The sequence below is a fragment of the Nocardia sp. JMUB6875 genome, from assembly GCF_041154655.1.
In the GTDB taxonomy this organism is placed as follows: Bacteria; Actinomycetota; Actinomycetes; order Mycobacteriales; family Mycobacteriaceae; genus Nocardia.
The window spans coordinates 1-19,700 of the sequence record NZ_BAAFGR010000047.1 but is presented as its reverse complement, the minus strand read 5'-3'; the positions used below and the strand labels follow the sequence as shown (position 1 = coordinate 19,700).

At 66.7% G+C, this 19,700-nt stretch carries 18 protein-coding genes; 8 read left to right on the top strand and 10 right to left on the bottom strand.

The window, feature by feature from the left end; genetic code table 11:
• Positions 1-19: 19 nt before the first annotated feature.
• Positions 20-1,036, bottom strand: a complete 1,017-nt coding sequence (locus ACAM49_RS14550; RefSeq protein ID WP_369636024.1) for an ABC transporter substrate-binding protein — start codon at positions 1,034-1,036, stop codon at positions 20-22.
• Positions 1,037-1,143: 107 nt separating this feature from the next.
• Here ACAM49_RS14550 and ACAM49_RS14545 point away from each other — a divergent pair, with 107 nt between their 5' ends.
• The gene (locus ACAM49_RS14545) at positions 1,144-1,956 is read left to right on the top strand and encodes an IclR family transcriptional regulator (RefSeq protein WP_369636023.1); all 813 of its coding nucleotides are present in this window, start codon (positions 1,144-1,146) and stop codon (positions 1,954-1,956) included.
• A gap of 45 nt (positions 1,957-2,001) precedes the next feature.
• On the opposite strand, the gene ACAM49_RS14540 is transcribed toward ACAM49_RS14545, so the two are convergent.
• A complete protein-coding gene (locus tag ACAM49_RS14540; protein WP_369636022.1) occupies positions 2,002-3,369 on the bottom strand; it encodes an NtaA/DmoA family FMN-dependent monooxygenase in 1,368 nt (455 codons plus the stop codon).
• 12 nt (positions 3,370-3,381) lie between these two features.
• The gene (locus tag ACAM49_RS14535) at positions 3,382-4,584 is read right to left on the bottom strand and encodes an LLM class flavin-dependent oxidoreductase (protein ID WP_369636021.1); all 1,203 of its coding nucleotides are present in this window, start codon (positions 4,582-4,584) and stop codon (positions 3,382-3,384) included.
• 129 nt (positions 4,585-4,713) lie between these two features.
• On the opposite strand from ACAM49_RS14535, the gene ACAM49_RS14530 reads away from it, so the two are divergent.
• From ACAM49_RS14530 to ACAM49_RS14520, 3 genes are all read left to right on the top strand, one after another.
• Positions 4,714-5,217 carry an NADPH-dependent FMN reductase gene (locus ACAM49_RS14530; RefSeq protein WP_369636020.1) on the top strand — a complete coding sequence of 168 codons (504 nt, stop codon included), beginning with the start codon at positions 4,714-4,716 and terminating at the stop codon, positions 5,215-5,217.
• A 595-nt stretch (positions 5,218-5,812) separates the two neighbouring features.
• A complete protein-coding gene (locus tag ACAM49_RS14525) occupies positions 5,813-7,564 on the top strand; it encodes a hypothetical protein (RefSeq protein ID WP_369636019.1) in 1,752 nt (583 codons plus the stop codon).
• A gap of 261 nt (positions 7,565-7,825) precedes the next feature.
• Positions 7,826-9,232, top strand: a complete 1,407-nt coding sequence (locus ACAM49_RS14520; RefSeq protein WP_369636018.1) for a serine/threonine-protein kinase — start codon at positions 7,826-7,828, stop codon at positions 9,230-9,232.
• Between the two features lie 9 nt (positions 9,233-9,241).
• On the opposite strand, the gene ACAM49_RS14515 is transcribed toward ACAM49_RS14520, so the two are convergent.
• The gene (locus ACAM49_RS14515; protein ID WP_369636017.1) at positions 9,242-9,607 is read right to left on the bottom strand and encodes a hypothetical protein; all 366 of its coding nucleotides are present in this window, start codon (positions 9,605-9,607) and stop codon (positions 9,242-9,244) included.
• Positions 9,608-9,904: 297 nt separating this feature from the next.
• Here ACAM49_RS14515 and ACAM49_RS14510 point away from each other — a divergent pair, with 297 nt between their 5' ends.
• Positions 9,905-10,951 carry an alpha/beta hydrolase gene (locus tag ACAM49_RS14510; protein WP_369636016.1) on the top strand — a complete coding sequence of 349 codons (1,047 nt, stop codon included), beginning with the start codon at positions 9,905-9,907 and terminating at the stop codon, positions 10,949-10,951.
• A 19-nt stretch (positions 10,952-10,970) separates the two neighbouring features.
• Here the strand turns inward: ACAM49_RS14510 and ACAM49_RS14505 are convergent, their stop codons facing one another.
• The gene (locus ACAM49_RS14505) at positions 10,971-12,269 is read right to left on the bottom strand and encodes a PucR family transcriptional regulator (RefSeq protein ID WP_369636015.1); all 1,299 of its coding nucleotides are present in this window, start codon (positions 12,267-12,269) and stop codon (positions 10,971-10,973) included.
• Between the two features lie 153 nt (positions 12,270-12,422).
• On the opposite strand from ACAM49_RS14505, the gene ACAM49_RS14500 reads away from it, so the two are divergent.
• The gene (locus ACAM49_RS14500) at positions 12,423-12,926 is read left to right on the top strand and encodes an ML domain-containing protein (protein WP_369636014.1); all 504 of its coding nucleotides are present in this window, start codon (positions 12,423-12,425) and stop codon (positions 12,924-12,926) included.
• Between the two features lie 48 nt (positions 12,927-12,974).
• On the opposite strand, the gene ACAM49_RS14495 is transcribed toward ACAM49_RS14500, so the two are convergent.
• Positions 12,975-13,388 carry a hypothetical protein gene (locus tag ACAM49_RS14495; protein ID WP_369636013.1) on the bottom strand — a complete coding sequence of 138 codons (414 nt, stop codon included), beginning with the start codon at positions 13,386-13,388 and terminating at the stop codon, positions 12,975-12,977.
• A gap of 372 nt (positions 13,389-13,760) precedes the next feature.
• Here ACAM49_RS14495 and ACAM49_RS14490 point away from each other — a divergent pair, with 372 nt between their 5' ends.
• Positions 13,761-14,279 (top strand): hypothetical protein, encoded by a 519-nt coding sequence (locus tag ACAM49_RS14490; protein ID WP_369636012.1) that lies wholly within the window; start codon positions 13,761-13,763, stop codon positions 14,277-14,279.
• 219 nt (positions 14,280-14,498) lie between these two features.
• Complete coding sequence (locus ACAM49_RS14485; protein WP_369636011.1) at positions 14,499-15,275, top strand: maleylpyruvate isomerase family mycothiol-dependent enzyme; 777 nt, start codon at positions 14,499-14,501, stop codon at positions 15,273-15,275.
• 35 nt (positions 15,276-15,310) lie between these two features.
• On the opposite strand, the gene ACAM49_RS14480 is transcribed toward ACAM49_RS14485, so the two are convergent.
• The 4 genes from ACAM49_RS14480 to ACAM49_RS14465 all read right to left on the bottom strand — a co-directional run.
• Entirely contained in the window at positions 15,311-16,495 is a 1,185-nt protein-coding gene (locus tag ACAM49_RS14480) for a hypothetical protein (RefSeq protein ID WP_369636010.1), read from the bottom strand.
• Positions 16,496-16,506: 11 nt separating this feature from the next.
• Positions 16,507-18,087 carry a hypothetical protein gene (locus tag ACAM49_RS14475; protein ID WP_369636009.1) on the bottom strand — a complete coding sequence of 527 codons (1,581 nt, stop codon included), beginning with the start codon at positions 18,085-18,087 and terminating at the stop codon, positions 16,507-16,509.
• A 311-nt stretch (positions 18,088-18,398) separates the two neighbouring features.
• A complete protein-coding gene (locus ACAM49_RS14470; protein WP_369636008.1) occupies positions 18,399-18,935 on the bottom strand; it encodes a hypothetical protein in 537 nt (178 codons plus the stop codon).
• 458 nt (positions 18,936-19,393) lie between these two features.
• Positions 19,394-19,700: transposase (locus ACAM49_RS14465; protein WP_369636007.1), on the bottom strand; the 307-nt coding region annotated here is incomplete at its 5' end.

The window sequence follows — 19,700 nt, the reverse complement described above, 5'->3', positions numbered from 1 at the left end:
CGAATGTTCTGGGGGCGGTTCAGCGTTCGGCGGCGCGGGCCCGCACGAGCGCGCGGGCGGCGGTGAGGGGTTCGGCGGCGGTCCAGGCCGAGATGTCGACAGGACCGGCCAGGAAGCCCTGGCCGCGCAGGAAGTTCTCTTGCCGCGCAAGCAGTTCCAGGCGGTCGCCGGACAGGTCGAGGTGCAGGTCGGCGCTGTCGGTCCAGGCGTACGCGCCCGCGACTCCCGCTGCGCCCGCACCGGTTTCGGCGGCCAGGATGCGGGAGACGTCGGCCGGGTGCGCGGCGGCCCAGTCGGCGGCCTCGATCAGCACCGCGAGGAAGCGCGCCACGAGCTCAGGGTGCTCGTCGAGGAGGCGCTGGTGCACGGTGACCGGGCGGGGAGTGCCGTTGTTGATCCGCACCGCCCGATCCGGGAAGGAGTCCAGATCGATCCCGATGACCGCGTCGTGGCGCGCGGCGGCCTCGACGGCCAACGCGCCCTTCACGTACACGGCATCCACCCGGCCGTCGGCAAGCGCCTCCAGCTCCGCAACCCATTGTGGCGCATGGGGTTCGGCCGCGATATCAACGGGCACCGTGTCGTCGAGGGTGAGTCCGGCGGTGGCGAGCGCTCCGGAGAATCCGGCCAGCGCCATGGCACGCCAGAAGTCGATGGCGATGGCGCGACGCGGGATCGCGACCCGCGCGCCCGCCAGTTGTGCCGGTGTGGCAATGGGGCTGTCGCGGCGAACCAGGATCGCCTGCCGTTCCTCGATCCAGGTCAGGCCGATCAACCGGGTGGGCTCGCCTTTGCTGCGGGTCCACAGGGCGGGGACATTGCCGCCCTCGCGGAAGAGACCGGTGAGCGCGTGGGTGAAGTGGTCTTCGGGGGAGCGGCCGTTCCCCGCGTCCTGCAGTGAGCGCACCTGGATCCCGTCGGGTGCGAACTCGCTCGCGAGCCAGCCGCGGTCCGCGGCGATGCCGGTCGCGGTCGGTACCGGACAGCGAGTGAACCACAGGGTGTCGAGCGTCGAGGGCAGTGCGGAAGCGGACATGCAGGACATGCTGTCCGATGTCCCCATTTGATCCACGATATGGAATCATCTGGATTATTACTTGCCCGATACTCGCGAGGCATTCCATATTGTGGAAGGCTCGAGGGGTGAGCACAGATACGGCCAAACCGCGCGAGGGCGCGCAGGCGGTCCACCGCACGCTGGCACTATTGCGCGGATTCGGTGACAGCCCGAATGATCTGTCGGCGTCGGATCTGGCGCGCCGCACGGGTTTGGCGCTGTCCACGACCCATCGCCTGCTGCAGGCGATGACCGCGGCCGGATTCCTCGAGCAGGATCCCGATACCGCGCGCTACCGGCTCGGGCCGACGGTCGCCGAGCTCGGGCGCGCCGCGTACTACCGGCGCGGCCTGCACCGGGCCGAGCCGGAGCTGGCGGATCTGTCGGAGCGCACCGGGGTCGTCGCCGATCTGGCGGTGCGGGTGGGCGCGCACGCGGTGATTCTCGTCGGCGGCTCGCTGGAGGGAGACAATCGCCGGACCCTGCGCAGGCCGCTGCACTCGACCGCGCTGGGCAAGGTTCTCATGGCCTGGTCGGATCTCACCGACGGGCAGATCGGCGAACTCGCACCGTTGACGGCGCAGACCGACCGCACCATTACCGACCAACGGACCCTGCTCGAGGAATTGAGCAGGGTCCGTGCGGCGGGCTTCGCGCTGAACGATGGTGAGTCGGCTGCGGGTGTGCGCTCGATCGCGGTGCCGGTGCTCGACGCCGACGGCAATGCGAGATTCGCACTGGCGCTGCGCTCTTCGCCCGAGGTTCTGGTGAGCGCGCGACTGGAGTGGTTCACCGAGCAGGCCGCCGCGTGTGCGGCGGCCCTGGAAGTGGTGCTGCTGCCCCCGGGGCAGCGCCGATCCTCGGATCAGCGTGGGCGCGCTACGGCTGTGGTCCGGTAGGCGAATTCGCCTGCCGGACCACAGCTTCGGCGCTGTTCGATCGGCTCAGCCCTCGGCGGAGACGGCGGCGGCGGAGCGGATGGGCGCGAGACCGAGGTTGTCGCGCAAGGTGTTTCCGGTGTAGTCGGCGCGCAGCACGCCGCGGTCCTGCAGCAGCGGCACCACCTGGTCGACGAATTCGTCGATGCCCCAGGGCACCAGGTGGGAGCCGAGGATGAAGCCGTCGGAACCGTCGTTGCTCACGAAATCGTCGATCTGCTGGGCGACTTGGGCCGGGGTGCCGATCAGCGGCCCGCGTTCGAACTGGTCGATGACCACCTCGCGCAGGCTCAGCTTCTTCGCCTCGGCCACCTCGCGCAGCTGTTTCGCGGTCGCGAAGCGGTCCTGGTGCACGAACGCGCGGCCCTGAATGATCGGCGCGGCATCGGGATCCGGGTCGATGGCGGGCACCGGGCCGTCCGGATCGTAGCCGGACAGGTCGCGGTTCCAGATCTGCTCGAGCAGGATCAGCGCGGTCTGCCCGGTGACCTGTTCGTCGCGGATGGCGCGATGCTTCTCGATCGCCTCGGCCTCGGTGTCGCCGAGCACGAAGCTCGCCGACGGAAGGATCTTGATGTCGTCGGCCGAGCGGCCCGCGGCCACGGCGCGCGACTTGATGTCGCGATAGAACTCGGCCGCCTCGGGCAGCTTCCCGTACGGGGAGAAGATGGCGTCGGCGTTCGCGGCGGCGAAGGCCCGGCCCTGCGGGGAGACCCCGGCCTGCAGGATCACCGGCCGCCCCTGCGGGCTGCGCGGCACGGTGAACCGGCCGGAGATGTCGAATTGACTGCCGTGGAATGCGAATTCCCCGGCGTCGGCGCGGGCCAGGAACCGGCCGGTGTCCCGGTCTGCCACGACGTCATGCTCGTCCCACGAATCCCACAGTGCGCGAACGGCATTGAGGGTCTCCTCGGCGCGCGTATAGCGGTCGGCGGGGTCGAGGAACCCGCCGCGGCGGAAGTTCTGCCCGGTGAACGCGTCGAAGGAGGTGACCACGTTCCAGGCGGCGCGGCCGCCGGAGAGGTGATCCAGGCTCGCGAACCGGCGGGCCAGCTCGTAGGGCTCGTTGAAGGTGGCGTTGATGGTGCCCGCCAGCCCCAGGTGCTCGGTGACCGCGGCGATCGAGGCCAGCACGGTGAAGGTGTCGGGGCGGCCGATGATGTCCTGATCGAAGATCTGCCCGGCGCGCTCGCGCAGGATGAGTCCCTCGGCGAGGAAGAAGAAGTCGAACTTGCCGCGTTCGGCGGTGCGCGCGGTGTGCTCGAAGGAGCTGAAATCGATCTGGCTGCCGGCCCGCGGATGCCACCAGGCGGTGTGATGATTCACGCCGCCTAGGTAGGCGCCCAGGATGACCTGCTTACGGGGTGTGCTCATGGGTGACCTCGCTCAGGCGTTCGCGTAGCGGTTGGGGACGGTGGTGGGCAGACCGAGCAGCCCGCGCAGGGTGTGCTCGGCGTAGCCGGTCCGGAACAGGCCGCGGCGCTGCAGGATCGGGACCAGGGTGTCGGCGATGGCGTTCAGATCGTCGACCGCCACGCCCGGGCGCAGGCGGATGCCGTCCACGCCGGCTTCGTGCCACGCCGCGATCAGGTCGGCCAGGTCCTCGGCGCTACCGGCGAAAACCGCCGCGTCGGAGTGGAATTCGGAGCCCGCGAGTTCGTCGAGGCGAGCCAGGCGTCGCGGGCCGGAGGCGTCGTCGGTATCGAGGAAGACCACCAGATCGGCGTAGATCCGCAACGGTTCGCCGGCCCGCCCGGCCCGCTCGGCGGCCGCCGCGACCTGGTGCACGATCGGCGCGGGACCGTGCTCACGCGTCGGGGTGATGAACACCAGATCCGCAGCGTGGGCCGCGAATTCGTAGATCAGTGGCGCGTGCGCCAACGCTGTCACCACCGGCTGACCCTGCGGCGGACGCGGGGTGATGGACGGCCCGCGCACGCTGAAGGAGCGACCCTGGAAGTCGATGTAATGCAATTTGTCCCGGTCGATGAAGCGGCGGGCAGCGACGTCGCGAATCTCGGCATCGTCCTCCCAGCTGTCCCACAACCGGCGCACGACCTCGACGGAATCGCTTGCCTCGTCGAACAATTCGTGCACCGCGGCCGGGAACACACCCGACGCCACCGCCTCGGCCAACTCGGCGGGGGTGAGGTCATCGATGGTGCGCCGCCCGAAATGAGCCGCCTCCGCGGCGGTCCCCGATATCCGGGTCTGCCAGCCCGCCCGGCCGCGGGAGGTGTAGTCGAGCGTGGCGATCGCGGTGGAGACGTGGAACGGTTCGGTGTGGGTGGTGGTCACCACCGGGATGAGTCCCAGGTGGTGGGTGACCGGTGCGAGGCGCGCGGCGATCAGCTCGGCGTCGAGCCGGGCGCGGACCCGATCCACGGCACCGTCGGGAGCCTGCGGCACCGCCAGACTGTCCTCGATGGTGACGAAGTCCAGCAATCCGCGTTCCGCGGTGGCGGCGAGGTCGGTCCAGTAACGGGCCCCGAACAGCTCGGCGGGCCGGGAGTTCGGTTCCCGCCAGGCCGCCGGATGCCAGCCCGCACCGTCGAGTGCCGCGCCCAAGTGCAATGGAGTCGATGCCATGTCAGGCACCATCGCGTTTCCCGGTCGTGGCGGTCAACGGTTGAGATCAGCCTGATCCTGCGGAAATACGGTGGCGAAGAAAGGAATTGACCCGATACGGGGGATCACCTGCTCGAGGAAGGAAACACCATGGCAGTCACGGTCGTCGTCGGGAACCCGAAACCGGCCTCTCGCACCCTCACCGCGGCGACGCTGCTCGCCGCCGGTCTGCGCCCGGAGGCGGAGACGCGGGTGATCGATCTCGTCTCGCTCGGGCCCAAGCTGCTGGGCTGGGGTGATCCGGAGGTCGCCGAAGCTGTTCGCGCCGTGGCGGATTCGTCGCTAGTGGTCTTCGCCAGCCCGACCTTCAAGGCGACCTACACCGGACTGCTGAAGCTGTTCCTCGAACAGTTCGACGGCGGCACCGGCCTGGCCGGGGTGATCTCGGTGCCGCTCATGCTCGGCGCGGGCCCGGCGCACGCGCTGGCCCCGGACCTGCTGCTCAAGCCGGTACTGGTCGAACTCGGCGCGACCGCCGCGCTACCGGGCCTCTACCTGTCGGATCGCACATTCGAGACCGACGGCGTGATCGAGGGATACACCGCGCGCTGGCGGCCGGTCGTCTCGGCACTGGCGGCTGGGGCAGCCCGCTGAATGCGCTGGGGTAGTTCTGTGCTCGCCCAGAGCTCGTCGAGGGTTTCGAAGAAGTCGTCCTCGCTACGGGACAGCGCTAGAAAACGGCTCCAGGAGGTGTCGGCGAGGGGGTCGCTGAACCAGAATCCGGTGCTGCGGGGTGCGGGCCATCCGGTGTAGCGGCGACAGTTCGGGCACCAGTAGTGGGCCAGTGTCATCGGGGTGTCGTCGCGCTCAGCCCCGTGCAGATACGTGCGGAGGCTGTCGCGGTGGCAATGCGGGCACGTCTGTTCGGTGATCGCGTCGGACGGATTGTCCCGCTTCAGAAGCGCGTCGAGTTCCGCCAGGGAGAACCCGCACCAGCGAGATATCGTCACAAAGGTCAACCGTAGCAACCGGCCGGCCCACGATCGCGGGACAAATGTCCTCGGTTGTTGTCGTAGCTGGTTCAGAAAACGGTATCTGAAACACCCGCCACGGGATCGGACATTTCGAACGATATCTCGGTTACTGTGGGCGTGCTTTCCGTGAATTGCGTGTTCGTCTGATCGATCCGGAGCATTACCTGCCTCGAGGCTGCCCATTGTGGGAAATGTCGATAGAAAGGTGACCGTCGATGACCGGTACCGGCAGGCGGGCGGTGCTGTTCGGGCTGTGCGCCACATTCGTCGTGGTGGGTGGTGGAAATCTGCCTGCTGTGCAACCGATTCCGCTGGGGCGAGCGCAGCCGCCGGCGGGTGTGTCGGCACCGCATCTGGATGCGATCGAGGCGAAACTGCGTGAGGTCTCACCTGGGCTGCGTGGGTCGGTGTGGCAGCGCACCGCCGGTAATCAGCTGGCCGGGGCGCCGAATGACGCGTCGGGTTGGCTGCTGCAGAATCCCGGATGCTGGGGTGATGCCAAATGCGCGGCCAGGCCGGGAACCGAGCGGCTGCTGGCGCGCATGCTCGCGAACATTTCCCATGCGACGCGAACCGTTGATATCTCCAGCCTTGGGCCTTTTCCGGATGGGCGATTCCACGAGACGATCGTCGCCGGTTTGCAAGCGGCCACGGCTGGGGGAAAGAAGCTGGCCGTGCGGATTCTGATGGGAAACCCCGTCCCGCTCGGGACGAAGTTGAAGATCGGCCCGGCGGCATATCGGGACACACTGGTCGAGAGTCTGGGCGCGGCCGCGGCGGATATCGACCTGAATGTGGGCGAGATGGCCAGTGACGATCCCGGTCTGTCGTGGAATCACTCCAAACTGCTTGTGGTCGATGGCGAGTCGGTGATCGCCGGGGGTATCAACGACTGGGCGGGGGACTATCTCGACGCCCCGGATCCGGTGATCGACGTCGATCTCGCGGTGAACGGTCCGGCCGCGGGCATCGCGGGCAGGTTCCTCGACAGCCTGTGGGCGTGGACGTGCGACCATCGAGGGCCGGGTACGGGTTCCTCGGCGAGCGGGCCCGCGTCGGGGTCGGCGGACAGCGCGCCGGGCGTGACCGCCGGATCCTCGGGCGGCTCTTCGGGTTTCGGTCCCTCGGTGGGGTATTCCTCGGTCGCCACCGCGAATGGCGCGGACTGTTTCCCCCGGCTCGAGGACGACCGGAATCCGATGCCCGCCGAAGTCTCCGGTGGCGTGCCCGTCATCGCGGTCGGCGGATTGGGCAATTCGCTGGCCCTGGCCGATAAGTCCTCGGACTACAACCCCCGCCCGCCGGATGCCGCCGCGGCGGGATGCATTGCGGGCGTGAATATCTGGCACGACTACAGCAATGCCGACCGCAACTACGACACGGTCAACCCGGACTCGACCGCCCAGCGTGAACTGGTGGCGAGCGCCCGCGAGCACATCGAGATCTCGCAGCAGGATCTCATCGGTCCCTGTCCGGCGTTCTCGCGCTACGACGTTCGGCTCTTCGACGTCCTCGCCGCGAAGATGGTGCAGGGGGTGAAGGTCCGCATCGTCGTGAGCGACCCGGCCAATCACTTCCCGCCGGGCGGATACTCCAATATCGGTTCCCTGGCCGAGGTCAGCAACGCACTACTGCAGCGGCTCGAGCTGCGCACCGGCGGGAAGGACAGCGCCCGCTCCGCCCTGTGCCGGAACCTGCAACTCGCCTCGATTCGCGCCGCCGACACCCCGAAATGGGCCAATGGCAAGGCCTATCGCCAGCACACCAAACTGATCGCTGTCGACGGGGCCGCGTTCTATATCGGCTCGAAGAACCTGTACCCGGCGTGGTTGCAGGAGTACGGCCTCATCGTCGAGGACACCGCCGCCGCCGGCCGTCTCGACACCGAACTGCTCGGGCCGCAGTGGAAATACTCCCGGGCCGCCGCATCCGTCGACTATGCCACCGGCAACTGCCCACGCTTCTGACGGCCCCGCAGAACCTTGCCGACAACCAGCGTGGTAGCTGAGCTCCAAGCCGCGATTCACAATTCTGGTGTTGTGTTGTCTCAATCACCTTTGGGTTCAGCGAATTTCCGATAAGTAGAGGTAGCGGACATTTAGTTTGCCGCACTGTAACCGGTTCGGGTTCTGTGGTAGACAGGCCGCACGGCGTGTCTCTACAGTCGGCGAGATCGGAGGTCGGCCCCGTTGTGCTGGCCCGGCTGGTTCGGGAAGGGAGCACGCAGGGTGGCAGCGGTCGTCGGCGACACGTTCGCGGGATATGCGATCGAAGGTGTGCTCGGTCAGGGTGGCATGGGCACGGTGTATTTGGCCCGGCATCCGCGGCTGCCGCGCAGCGTGGCGCTCAAGCTGCTGACTCGGGATGTATCGGCGGATGCGGAGTTGCGGGCGCGGTTCGAGCGGGAGGCTACGGTCGTTGCGCGACTGGACCATCCGTGCATCGTGGCGGTACAAGATCGCGGGATCGCGGACGGGCAGCTGTGGCTGGCCATGCAGTACATCCAGGGCATCGACGCGAGCCGACTGAATTTGCGCACTTTGACCGTGGAGCGAGCCGTGCGCATCATCGGCGAAGTCGCGGCCGCCCTGGACTACGCGCACAGTCAAGGCGTGCTGCACCGCGATGTGAAACCCGCGAACATCCTCTTGGCCGCGCCGGAGGCCGGGCGGGCGGAGCGGGCGGTGCTCACCGATTTCGGCATTGCCCGCCTGCTGGCATCCAACACGCAGCTCACCTCGACCGGAACCTTCACCGCCACACTGTCTTACGCATCACCCGAACAACTCTCCGGCGACCCGCTGGACCACCGCTCGGACCAATATTCGCTCGCCTGCACCCTGTTCACGCTGCTTGCCGGGAAGTCGCCCTTCGCCGCCACGGATCCCGGACAGGTGGTGGCGGGACATTTGAGCAAACCCGTTCCAGCACTTGCCCGCCCGGATGTGCCGCCACAACTGAATGCCGTCATCACCCGGGCGATGGCCAAGAACCCGAGTGAAAGGTTCGGCAGCTGTGGCGAATTCGCGGCCATGGCGTGGGATGCGCTCCAAGGTCACGCCAATCCGGCACTTGCCGACCGGCAGGCCTCGACCCTGGTGAAACACGGCTCGGCCCCGGGTGACGGCGTGACGCCGCAGCGCACGAGCCCCCATGTCGACCAGCCTGCGGCTCGGCCGACGCACGTTGCGGAAACATCCGGAAACAGGGCAGGTTCGGTGGTCGCCATTGGCGCCGCGATCCTGGCCCTCTTGCTGGGCGGGTATCTGGGGTTCCTGCTGATCGACCCGTTGAGCGAAATCCGTTGGGACTATGAACACTACGGAGCCGGCATCCTTCATAGGAACCCCGTGATCGGGTTGTTTCTACCCACCCTCGTCCAGATCGTGGCCACGCTGCTATTGCTCCTCGGGGCGGACTTCCTGTTCGCTCGTCGGCGGTTCAGCCGGCCGCTCATGGTCTCGGGCGCTGGATTCACCATTGTGTTCGGTGCGCTCGGGCTCGTCCTTTCGTCGCGCCACTACCACTACTGGCATCCAGATCATTCCCTCGGGATATGCGCCGCCGCGATCGTCGTACTCGGCGTCGCGGTGAGCAAACCGGTTACTCGCTGGCTTGGTGCCGCGGACAACTGATTTCCAGGTTCATCGATTTGGGGTTGAACGACAGTTCTGGGACTGTCCCTGCGGCCCTACGCAATTGTCGGCGTGCGGGTCATCGCTCTGCGCCGGGTGGTTCGTGGTCGTCCCGGTTCCCGCACCGGATAGTGCGCTGCTGCCGACGCCCAGCCCGAACATGATGCCCTGCACGATCAAGCTCTGGACGACCGCCTCCAGCGTGGTCGCCACGCTGCCGCCACCGGCGCTACCCGAGGCGAGGCCGCTGCCCGCCGCGGCGCTGCCCGCCGCCAGACTGCCGGCATCGACGCTGCCGGTCGGCGCGGCCGAACCCGCCGGTGCGGCAAGCACACTCGGCGCGACGACGGCCACGATGACCGCTCCGGCACCCACCGCACGAAGCACAGAGGCCCGCGCTGTTGCGAATGTGATTCTCATTCCTCGCCTTTCCCTGGAGTGACTGTATTGGCAATGCTGACCGTCCGGAGACGGAGCGGACTTCGAGTTGCCCACAAGAATTGCGCGATGCTTTGGGCGGCGTCCCAATTCGCTGCTCGATGGCGCATATGTGGGGCTACACAACCCCACCGCCGAAATCTGTCTCGCACTCACAATCGAGGCCACACTCGCGTGCTCGACCATTTCGATAGCCGCTGCCATGCCGGGCAGCCGAATCGAAACGAGACCACGATGATTTCGAAGGCCTGGCGACCGGTGTTGTTTGCCCTGTCGGCGACCGTATTCACACTCGCGCTCGGTTTCGCACCGGCAGAGTTCGACGCGCACGCGGCGGAGGGGCCGCACATCGTGTCCACCACGGCGGCGGCCCCGCCGTCGGATCCGGTGCCCGCCGGCTCGACGGTGTGGAGCGTGTATTCGGCGGCCATGGACCGTGAGGTGCCGATCCTCGTGCAGTTGCCCGCCGACCGCTCGGCCCCGCGACCGACGCTGTACCTGCTCAATGGCGCGGGCGGCGGCGAGGACACCGCGTCCTGGCATCTGAAATCCGGCGCGCTCGAGTTCCTGTCCACGAAGAACGTCAATGTCGTCGAGGTGCTGGGCGGATTCGCCTCGTACTACACGGACTGGCGCGAACCCGACCCGGTGCTGGGCACGAACCTGTGGCGCACCTTCCTCACCGCCGAACTACCGCCGCTGATCGATGCGGCGCTCGGCACCACCGGAGTCAATGCCATTGCCGGGCTGTCGACTTCGGGCACGTCGGTGCTGCAACTGGCAGTCGCGCGCCCCGACCTGTACCGCGGTGTGGCCGCCTACAGTGGCTGCGCACAGATCAGCGACCCGATGGGCATGGGCTTCGTGAACCTGTCGATCTGGTGGGCCACCGGCGGCGCCACCGACGCGACACACATGTACGGCCCACCCGGCGATCCGCTGTGGGCGGACAACGATCCGGTGCTGCACGCCGATCGGTTGCGCGGGGTGAACCTGTACGTCTCCACTGGCAGCGGCCTGCCCGGACAGTACGATCTGCTCGACGATCCACACGGCCCGCCCGGGCTCGGCGGACTGGTGAATCAACTCGTCCTCGGCGGCGGCATCGAGGCGGCGACCAACTTGTGCACCCACAACCTCCAGGGCCGCCTCAACGAGCTGGGCATCCCCGCAACGTTCGACTTCCAGCCGACCGGCACTCACTCGTGGGGCTACTGGTCCGACGAGCTCCCCAGATCGTGGCCGGTACTGGCGGCCGGACTGGGGCTACCGCTTGACTGAGCCGACGGACCCCTCGGCATCAGTCGAAGTAGATGTCGCGTTGGGAGGCGGCGGGGTCCGGGCCGAAATTGGCGGCCATGATGGCGGCGAAGATACGCATGAGGTCGCGCGGGCGGTTGAGGTCGAGGTTGATCAGCTCGGCGATCTTGCGGAGGCGGTTCAGGACCGTGTTGGGGTGGACGTGCAGGACGGTGGCGGCCGCGTTGGCGCTGCACTGGTGCCAGATGTAGGCCTCCAGCGTTTCGCGCAGGACCGGATCGACGTCCAACGGGGACAGAATGTTTCGTTGTAGCCGCGTGACCCGGGTGGGGCGGCTGAGCTGGTATTCGACGGCCAGGTCACGGAATCGCAGGACGCCGGAGTCGCGCTGTCCGTACTGCGCGACGCCCAGTAGCTGTTGCACCTCCACGACCGCGACGGGAATGTCGTCGATGGCGGCGCGATCGACCGCGAACAGTACCGGTGCGCCGAGGGCGCGTTCGATGCTCAGCAGTTCGCGCTCGAGTTTGGCGAAGCATTCCTCGATCGGTATCTCACGCTCGCCGTCGAGCGGGTCGACGATCGGAATCAGTGCGACGCCACCGGATTGGCTGACATTGCGCAGGGTGGTGCCGCGGCCGGCCCGATCGAGTTCGCGTTCCAGCCGCCGAGCCGCCCGGCGCGCCGCCACCTTGGCGCCGACCTCGCTGGGTGCGGCGTACTTCGCCTGCACCCGAACCGCGATCACCCAATATGTCGTTGCCGGCCGCAGCCCGAATCGCTGCGCCGTCGCGGCTGGATCGGAGCCCGAAACCAAGGCTTGATACAGCATTTTCCGATCGTGATCGACGGCGGGCAGCGGCGCCTCGTCCGCGGCGTAGCCGCGCAGCACCGCCGCGACGGCCTCCCGCAGATAGCGGTGCACGAGAACGCCGATCTGCACCAGCGAGCCCGCGTCCCCGGTGACGGAGGCCGCGTTGGTGATCGCCTGCCACCACACCTGGCCCGCAACGTGGTACGCGGCGACGATGTCGGCCAGCGGCAGCCGCTCCTCGGCGCGGTTGCGCGCCGACTCCTCGATCTCCGCGAACGCCGCACGCTCGGGCAGCTCGCCGGATCGGATCATGGCGATCAACAACTCGATGTTCTTGCGCGTCACGCGCTTGATGTCACCGGCCATGGCCTCTTCGGGCAAGGCCCGGTAGGTCTCGAGCTGACGCCTGACCTCGTCGAGCGTGTCCGACACCAGCCCATTGGTCCTCTGAGCGAGCCGATCCGCCAGCCGGACCCATTTCGTATCCGCCACCACCGTGGATGACGGCTGCATTTCGCGGTCCACAGCCAGTCAGGCTAGCGAATATCCGGCAAATTCATCGGCTGCCGCGGCCACCCGTTACCGGGTTGTGTGCCGCGGTGGCCCGTCCAACCTGCCCGACACACCCGCCCCTTGCATTTCCGGGCCGTGCGCATTCACGGTGGTGCAATACTTTCCATGGCAAATCTGATGTGCATCGGGCGAGTGGTGCCTCACCGCGGCCCCATCTTTATCGCACTGGCCCTCGCAGCGGCCGTGTTCGTAGCCCCCGCCGCCGACGCAGTCCCTCGGTTCGCCAACTGCGGCGAAGGTGACCATGAGGTCACTGGCCTCGACATCGCTGGCTGTAACGATGCAGTTTGCGAAGTGTCGCCGGTCGAAGAACTCGACCTCACTCTGACTTTCACTAGTCGAGCTTCGGCGCGGACAGCAGAGTCCACCCTCTCCATGACCGATGCCAAACAGCGAACGGAAAATTGGACGGTTGGCGCATGTCAGGATATGCCGTGCCCGGTCGAGGCCGGTAAGCTATACCGCTACAAACCACGCATATTCTTCCCTCCCCGATTCACGGCGAGCCCGCGGAACACGGCGATCCAGCTCCAGATCGTGCTCACTGGGGCGAGTGGTGGGGACAGCCGACGTCTGGCCTGCGTGTCAATCCCACTTCGGACCAAGTAATCGACTGCCCAAGGCCACGATTGATCGCGACCACAGCGCCGATGGCGGCTACTTCGAGATCAGCTTCGCGTCCACGCATGCGGCCCAGACTTCGGCGAACAGATCGGTGTCCTTGGCGGGGCCACCGGCCTGCTTGACCCGCGGCAGGTCTTGGCAAGCCGCCCGCGCGTACGCCGCGTTCTTCTCCGCCGGTAGTTGTTGAAACATCGCTTCGTCTCGGTACTCGGGCTTGACCGGGTGTCCCTCCGAGTACTGCATCCTCAGCTTGTCGACCAGCTTCCAGTAGTCGCGGAATCTATCGCACATCGCGAGCCGTGTGGCGTTCGTGAGTTCCCGGGTTTTGAACATCTGGAAGCGGGCATCCGCGGTGGGCGACTTGCCCCCGAAATCGGCGGGAGACATGTTTTCAGCCGCTTCCGCGGCCTTCAGACCATCGGTCGTGAAGTCCCATTCCGCGCACATGGCCCCCATTGACAAGCGCGGGGTCGATCGTGGGCAGAGTGCCCTCGGCTGGCAGTGCACCTGCTACCGGCGCGTAAATGACCGTTACCAGAGCGGCCGCGAGACAGGCCATAGCAATCCGCTGGCAATGATTCATGCGCACCATTGTCATGGGTCGGGGGCATCAGACCGCCTCAGCGACACTCCATTCAAGCCGGACTCCATTCTCTGAAGGATGCCGCCGTCAGATTCGGAGACGCTTGGGGAGGTTGTGATCGGGCACAGGCCGGCGGAAATTCGTGGTGGAGGCTCACACGTGTACGGGTGCGGAGGTGTCGCAGGATCGAAATACCGGGAAGCCCGGGGTACGGCAGCGATCCGAAGGGGTGCGCGATGTTTCTACGAGTGGTTCTCGCGACGTTGTCGATGGGTGTTCTCGGCGTGGCCGCCAGTGTGAACGCCGCCGCGCAGCCGGGCGAAAATGGTCCGGTCGCGGCAGATCCCGCGTCCTATGCGAGCATCGGAATGTTCGGTGATCCGGGGTATTTCTTCCGTTCGCCGACTGCCGGAATCGTTTGTGGGATGCTGCTTTTCCCGGATGCCGAGCGCAATGTCGCGGTCAATTGCTACGCGCCGAACGCGCTGCCGCTGGCTGCCCAGCACGTCGGTTGTGAAGCGGCGCCGGATGGCCGGTGGGGCCTCGGCGTCGGCCCCGACGGCGCACGCGAGACCTGTGAGAGCGGATCGCACCGCTGGGCCAACAGATTCACGGCCGCCACCGAGCTGCCCTACGACACCAGCCTGGCTGTCAACGGCTACATCTGCACCTCGGCGCGCACCGGCGTCACCTGCACCCACGACGCCACCGGCCACGGATTCGAGATAGCTCGCGAGACCAAACGGCTGTTCTGAGAAATTCGCCAACGCAAATTCCGCTCCGGTGGGGCGCAATTTCTGGCCGAATCGTGGGCTGAGCGTCTCCATTTGTGTGATGGCGATGTTGTCGCTAGCGTTGTGGAACGTATTGCAGGGGGAATTGCTGTGGGCGAATGAGTTTCGCCGAGCCATTCGCTGATCAGTCCGGCCCCGGAGGGGTCTGATCAAGGAGTTCGAGACAGTTTCATGGATGCGATGGCCGATGCGATCCGCACGCTGGCGCGACAATTCGCCGAATTGACCTCTACCGCACCCGATCCCGATCGCGAGGTGACCGCCACGCCGGGCTGGAGCATCGTCGACGTGCTCGGGCACGTGGCGGAGGAGTCGATCCGGTACCGCGAGCTCGCCCTGGGGCGCGGCACCTGGCCGGCGCGGGCCGCCGACCTGCCCGCCTTCAATGCCGAGCAGATTCGCACCCTGGCCACCCGCGATTCGCATGCGCTCGCGGCCAAACTGGTGGCGGGAACCCACGCGCTGCTCACCACCATCGACGGGTTCGGCGCGGATGCGCCGCTGATGATGTTCGACGGTGATCAGCGGATCCGGGCCGATCGCGCCCGCGGCACCTTTCTCGGCGAACTGATCGTCCATGGTTACGACATCGCCCGAATGCTCGGACGCCCATGGCCGATCGACCCCGCGCACGTACCGCTGGTCTTCGACGGCCTGAACCAGGTGGTGCCCGGCTGGGTCAATTCGGGCAACTCCACCGGGCATACCGCTACCTATGACCTACGACTGCGCGGATTCACCAGCTACACATACGTTTTCCGGAACGGCATACTGACCGTCGACCCGACGGATGCCCCGCCCGCCGACGCACATATCAGTGCGGATCCGGTCACCATGCTCCTGCTCAACTACGGCAGGATCGGTCAGTGGTGGCCGGTTCTCACCGGTCGGGTGCTCACGTGGGGTCGAAAGCCCTGGCTCGCCTCGAGCTTCCGAGACCGTTTCTTACCCGCCTGACCTGAGCCCGCGGCGGGTCCGAATGATCCGGTGTATCAGTGCAGTCGTTCGGCCACCTCGTTGCGGTAGACCTCGAGGAAGCTCGTGTCGGAAGGCAGCAGCCACTCCGGTCCGAGGAAGAATTTCCCGGCGGTTTCGTCATGCATGGTGATGTGCAGCAGCCAGGCCATCATGATGCCGGTGAACTTGTTGTGTTCGAGGTCGTCGAGGGGGTTGAAGTGGGTGGCGCCCTTGGCATTCACGAGGTAGGCGGGGGCATTCACGAGGTTGTACTGCCAGAGCCGGGGCCAGGCGACGTCGAAGACCACGAAATCGTCGTGGCCGGTGAGCATGAGCGTCGGGACCGAGATCATCGAACCGAGTGCCAGTGGTCCGGGTTCGAGGGCCATCACCGCGGCCACCTTGAACTGCGGGTCGATCAGGTGCGCGATCGCCGGGAACGCGGCGCCGGACTGCTGGGCGGCCTGCCCCCCGGCGGAATGTCCGGCGAACACGGTGCGGGACAGGTCGACCTTCCCGTGCAAGGGCGACTTTTCGTCGCGGTTGGCGGACACGACCGTCGCCAGCCCCAGCGCCGGCATTTCGAGCAGGGAGTTGGAGAAGTCGGAGGCGAGAGCGACCACGAAGCCGTGGCTGGCCCAGTGCCGGGCACTCGCATCGTGCATGCCCACATCGGAGTCGATGCCGGGGACGAACACGATCGGCGGCGCGGCCGACAGGTCGCGAATGTCCTGCGGGTAGTACAGCGTCACCGCGATCGGCGAATCCCCGCCCTGCGGAAAGGCATACGTGCAGGTGGGTTCGGAGTTGTTGCCGAAGGCGCGGATGACGAGTTCCTGGACGAAGCCCCAGATGGATTCCTTACAGGGATGCAGGACGGCCGTGCTGGCGACCGCGTACGGGCCCATGGCGCCGAAGACGGCCTGGGCCGTGATGCCGGGCGGCAGCTCGCCGGGTTTGGGAACACCCGCCTGCGGCGTGGCCGCCTGTGGCGCAACAGGTTTGGAGGGGGGTGGCAGGATGGATTGTTGCGCTCCGGCGCGAGGTGGTTTCTGTTGCGGGACAACGGATGGCTGCGCACCGGCCTGCGGAACAGCGGGTTGCGGAACACGGGGCTGAGGATCGTGCGCGGTGGCCCAGGGCGCTGCAACGGACGCGGCCAGGACCAGTGCCAGCGTGAGGAGTGCGGTGCCGGTCGCTCGAAAACCGGAGCGGCTCATGCGGATTCCTTTCACTGCGAGACGATGCCGAACTGGCCGGCGAAGGGAAGAATCGAACGGGCCGCGTTCCAACCCGCACCCAGCACCTCCGGCAGCAACTGCCCGCCACCTTGCAACAGCGTGCCGCCGAGGGCGAGGTCGAGCCGGGGCGCGGCATCGAGCCGATCGAGGATGTCGGCACAGGTGCGGACCTGGCGGTGGAGCAGATGCGGATCGAGCTTGTCGATATGGCCGTTGTCCGCCCAGGAGAGCAGGTAGGGCGGAGTGCCGAGCGCGGCCACGGTCGGCACCCCGACCGCGTTGAGTACCGATCCCACCCCGGGCATCCCGGCGTTCATGATGGCGCGGATAACCACGCCGCGGCGAAGGTCGTTGGCCTGCACGGCATCTCGCGCCGTGGTCCACAGGGCCGGATTCTGCGAGGTGAGCAGCGGCAGGAAGTCCGGCTGCCCGGTGGCGTGGTAGCCGAGGACGGGATCGTCGATCCACTGCAGCCCGCCGAGGTGTTCGATGGTCAGCGCCGACGCGGCGCGGCGGATCAGGTCCGGGTGATTGCCGATGAAGCGCTGAGTGTCGCCGACCTCCACGGCAATGTGCCCGGTGGCGAAGAGGAACGCGTAGCTGCGACGACGCTGCTCACGCGGAATCGCGCTCAGCTTGCGCGCCAGGGCCAGCAGCGCGAGCGGGCCGTTCTCCTCGATCGCGTTCGGCCCGTCGGTATGGGTGTTGATCAGGCTGATCTCATCGCTCGCACCGGGCAGCAACCCGATCACGTCGTCGGTGGTCGCGCCGGGCTCCACCGTCGCTTCGAGCGTGAGGTGCGCGCGTCCCCCGGTGCGGGCGCGCTCCCGCAGGCGCGCGCCGGTCTCCCGGTCGACGATCAGGCCGGGCATGCCCGCGAGCGGGTAAAGGAACGGAACATATTGTCCCGCGGCGTTTTCCGGCGACGCATCGAGAACAAGAATGACCGCCCGCGCACCCGCCAACCGGAAAACGGTCAGCGGCGTACTGAAACTCAGTGCGATACCACTGATGGTCTCGCTGTCGGCGACGGTGCCGTCGGGATCATGCAGGTATTCGAAGACCGGCCGCACCATCGACACCGGCAGCAGCACCGACCGCGCGTCGGTGACCACGATCCGATCCTGGAGACTGCCCGGCGGGAACCCGTCGCGGGGATCGGTTCCCGCATAGACGAGCTCGCCCTCCACGCCCTCGGGACCGGTGCTGCCCGAATACGGCACATACCCTGCCGTCCGCAACGGTGTCCCATCGAGCCGCAGATCGAACCGCCCGGCCTCCCATCGGGTGAACGACACCCGATCTCGGATCACCTGGATTCCCATGTCCCGCAACGACGTATCGATGTAGTCGACAAATCCGCGATGCGCGGCATTGCCGGTGAACCGCGGACCGAGATCGTTCAATCGCAGCTGCGCGTCCCACAGTTCGTCCACGGTGGGCAGCCCGGCCGCCGGATCGGCGGCCGCGACCGGCGATCCCGCCGCCGTCAGCGCCGCCGCCATCATGCCGCCTCGCAGCAGCATTCGCCGGGACAGTCCCGAGACCGATCCACCGCTCGTCGAATGCATCCGTTCTCCGTGGGAATTTGGGTGCGCCGAGCCGATTTCCTGCCGAAATACTCGCGAGTGCCAGAAACTGGCCGCCAGTGTATGCCCGCCCGGCCCGAATCCCGGGATTTCAGAATGCCGTGTCGCATCCGCCCGCAACCCAGACGGCCATTTCGCGCATCGTTGTACACGGATATCTATGGCCGTCGCTGGTCGGTGGGTCTTTCGGAATGCTGCTGGATGCGGAAAGCGGACCGCAGGAGACTCCTGCGGTCCGCTTACTCTTTCAGCAATAGACCCGAGACCGACGCCAGTCGCTCACGACTGCGGTTTCACGGCGCCATGCTGCCGATAACTCCGCCGGCGAGTCCACCGAGAGCGCAGCCGGGTAGGGCGCCGATGATGAAGAACGGGATACCGAGCACCACGCCGACCACGCAGCCGATGGCCGCGCCGATCACCGCTCCTGTTGCGGAAACGTCGTGCAGCAGTGGCGTATTGGAATTGACGACAGGGAGTGTGATGGGCCGTTGAATCGTGAGTGTGGTTGCGGTCGGGTTCACCTGCGGGACGAGCCGGAACTCTTGGTCGGTGCTGCGATACACCATCGGCACCGTGCCGGACACCTTGCCGTCCGCGGAAACGATATCGACGGCGGAGGTATCGGCCGCGACGGCGAATCGACCGGAGTCGAGCGTTATCGCCACGTTTGAAAGGTCTGTGGGCCAGTTCGCCGTATAGGACACACCGTCGTCGGATCCGTGCACACTCGACTCCTCAGAGGGCGGTACCGCCTGGGCGGTAGCCACACCGATGCCGGTGCAGACGACCGTGAGTAGCACGCAATTTGAAAATGCCTTGACCACCATGCCGAACCTCCTGTCGCGGGGGACGATTCGCTAGCGCAACTGGACGGAGCACCGAGATTCAGCGGCTACCCGAAGTTTGAATCGTGTAGCCGGAAAACGAACCACGACAACAATATTCGAGTTGGTCATCGAACATGTGAAACACGCCCTGGCCAGCATGACGCCGACCTGGCGTGCCGAAACCGTACAACGCGACAGGGTGGCGGCGGAAGCTGCGGAGTAGGTGTCCTCTATTGTCCGCTGCGAGTTTGCTGCAGTGGCACAAGGTCTGGGCATCGGGTCAGAGTTCAGGGCGAGCTCGCTGCCCGACACGTTCGCAATGGATCCGGCTGATCGACCGCGTCGACCGCTCGACCGGCTAACCTATCAAGCGTACGAGCACCGCCGGAACCGCAGGAATGTTCTGCCACGCAGACAGGAGCGGAGCTATGCCGATAGTGTCCGGAATTCTCACCGCCCTAGTGTCGTGAGTCGTTGATTCGTTGGCAGTAGGCGGCGAGAGTTTCGAGGATCTCGTCGGCGGTCTTGGTCCAGAGGAAGGGTTTCGGGTCGGCGTTCCAGGCGTTGATCCAGGCTTGGACGTCGGCTTTGAGTTCGGTGACGCTGCGGTGGGCCGAGCGGCGCAGCTTGCGGTTGGTCAGCTCGGCGAACCAGCGTTCGACCAGGTTGAGCCAGCTGGCCGAGGTCGGAGTGAAATGCACGTGGAAGCGTGGGTGACGCAGCAGCCATTTCTTGACCGCGGGGGTCTTGTGGGTGCCGTAGTTG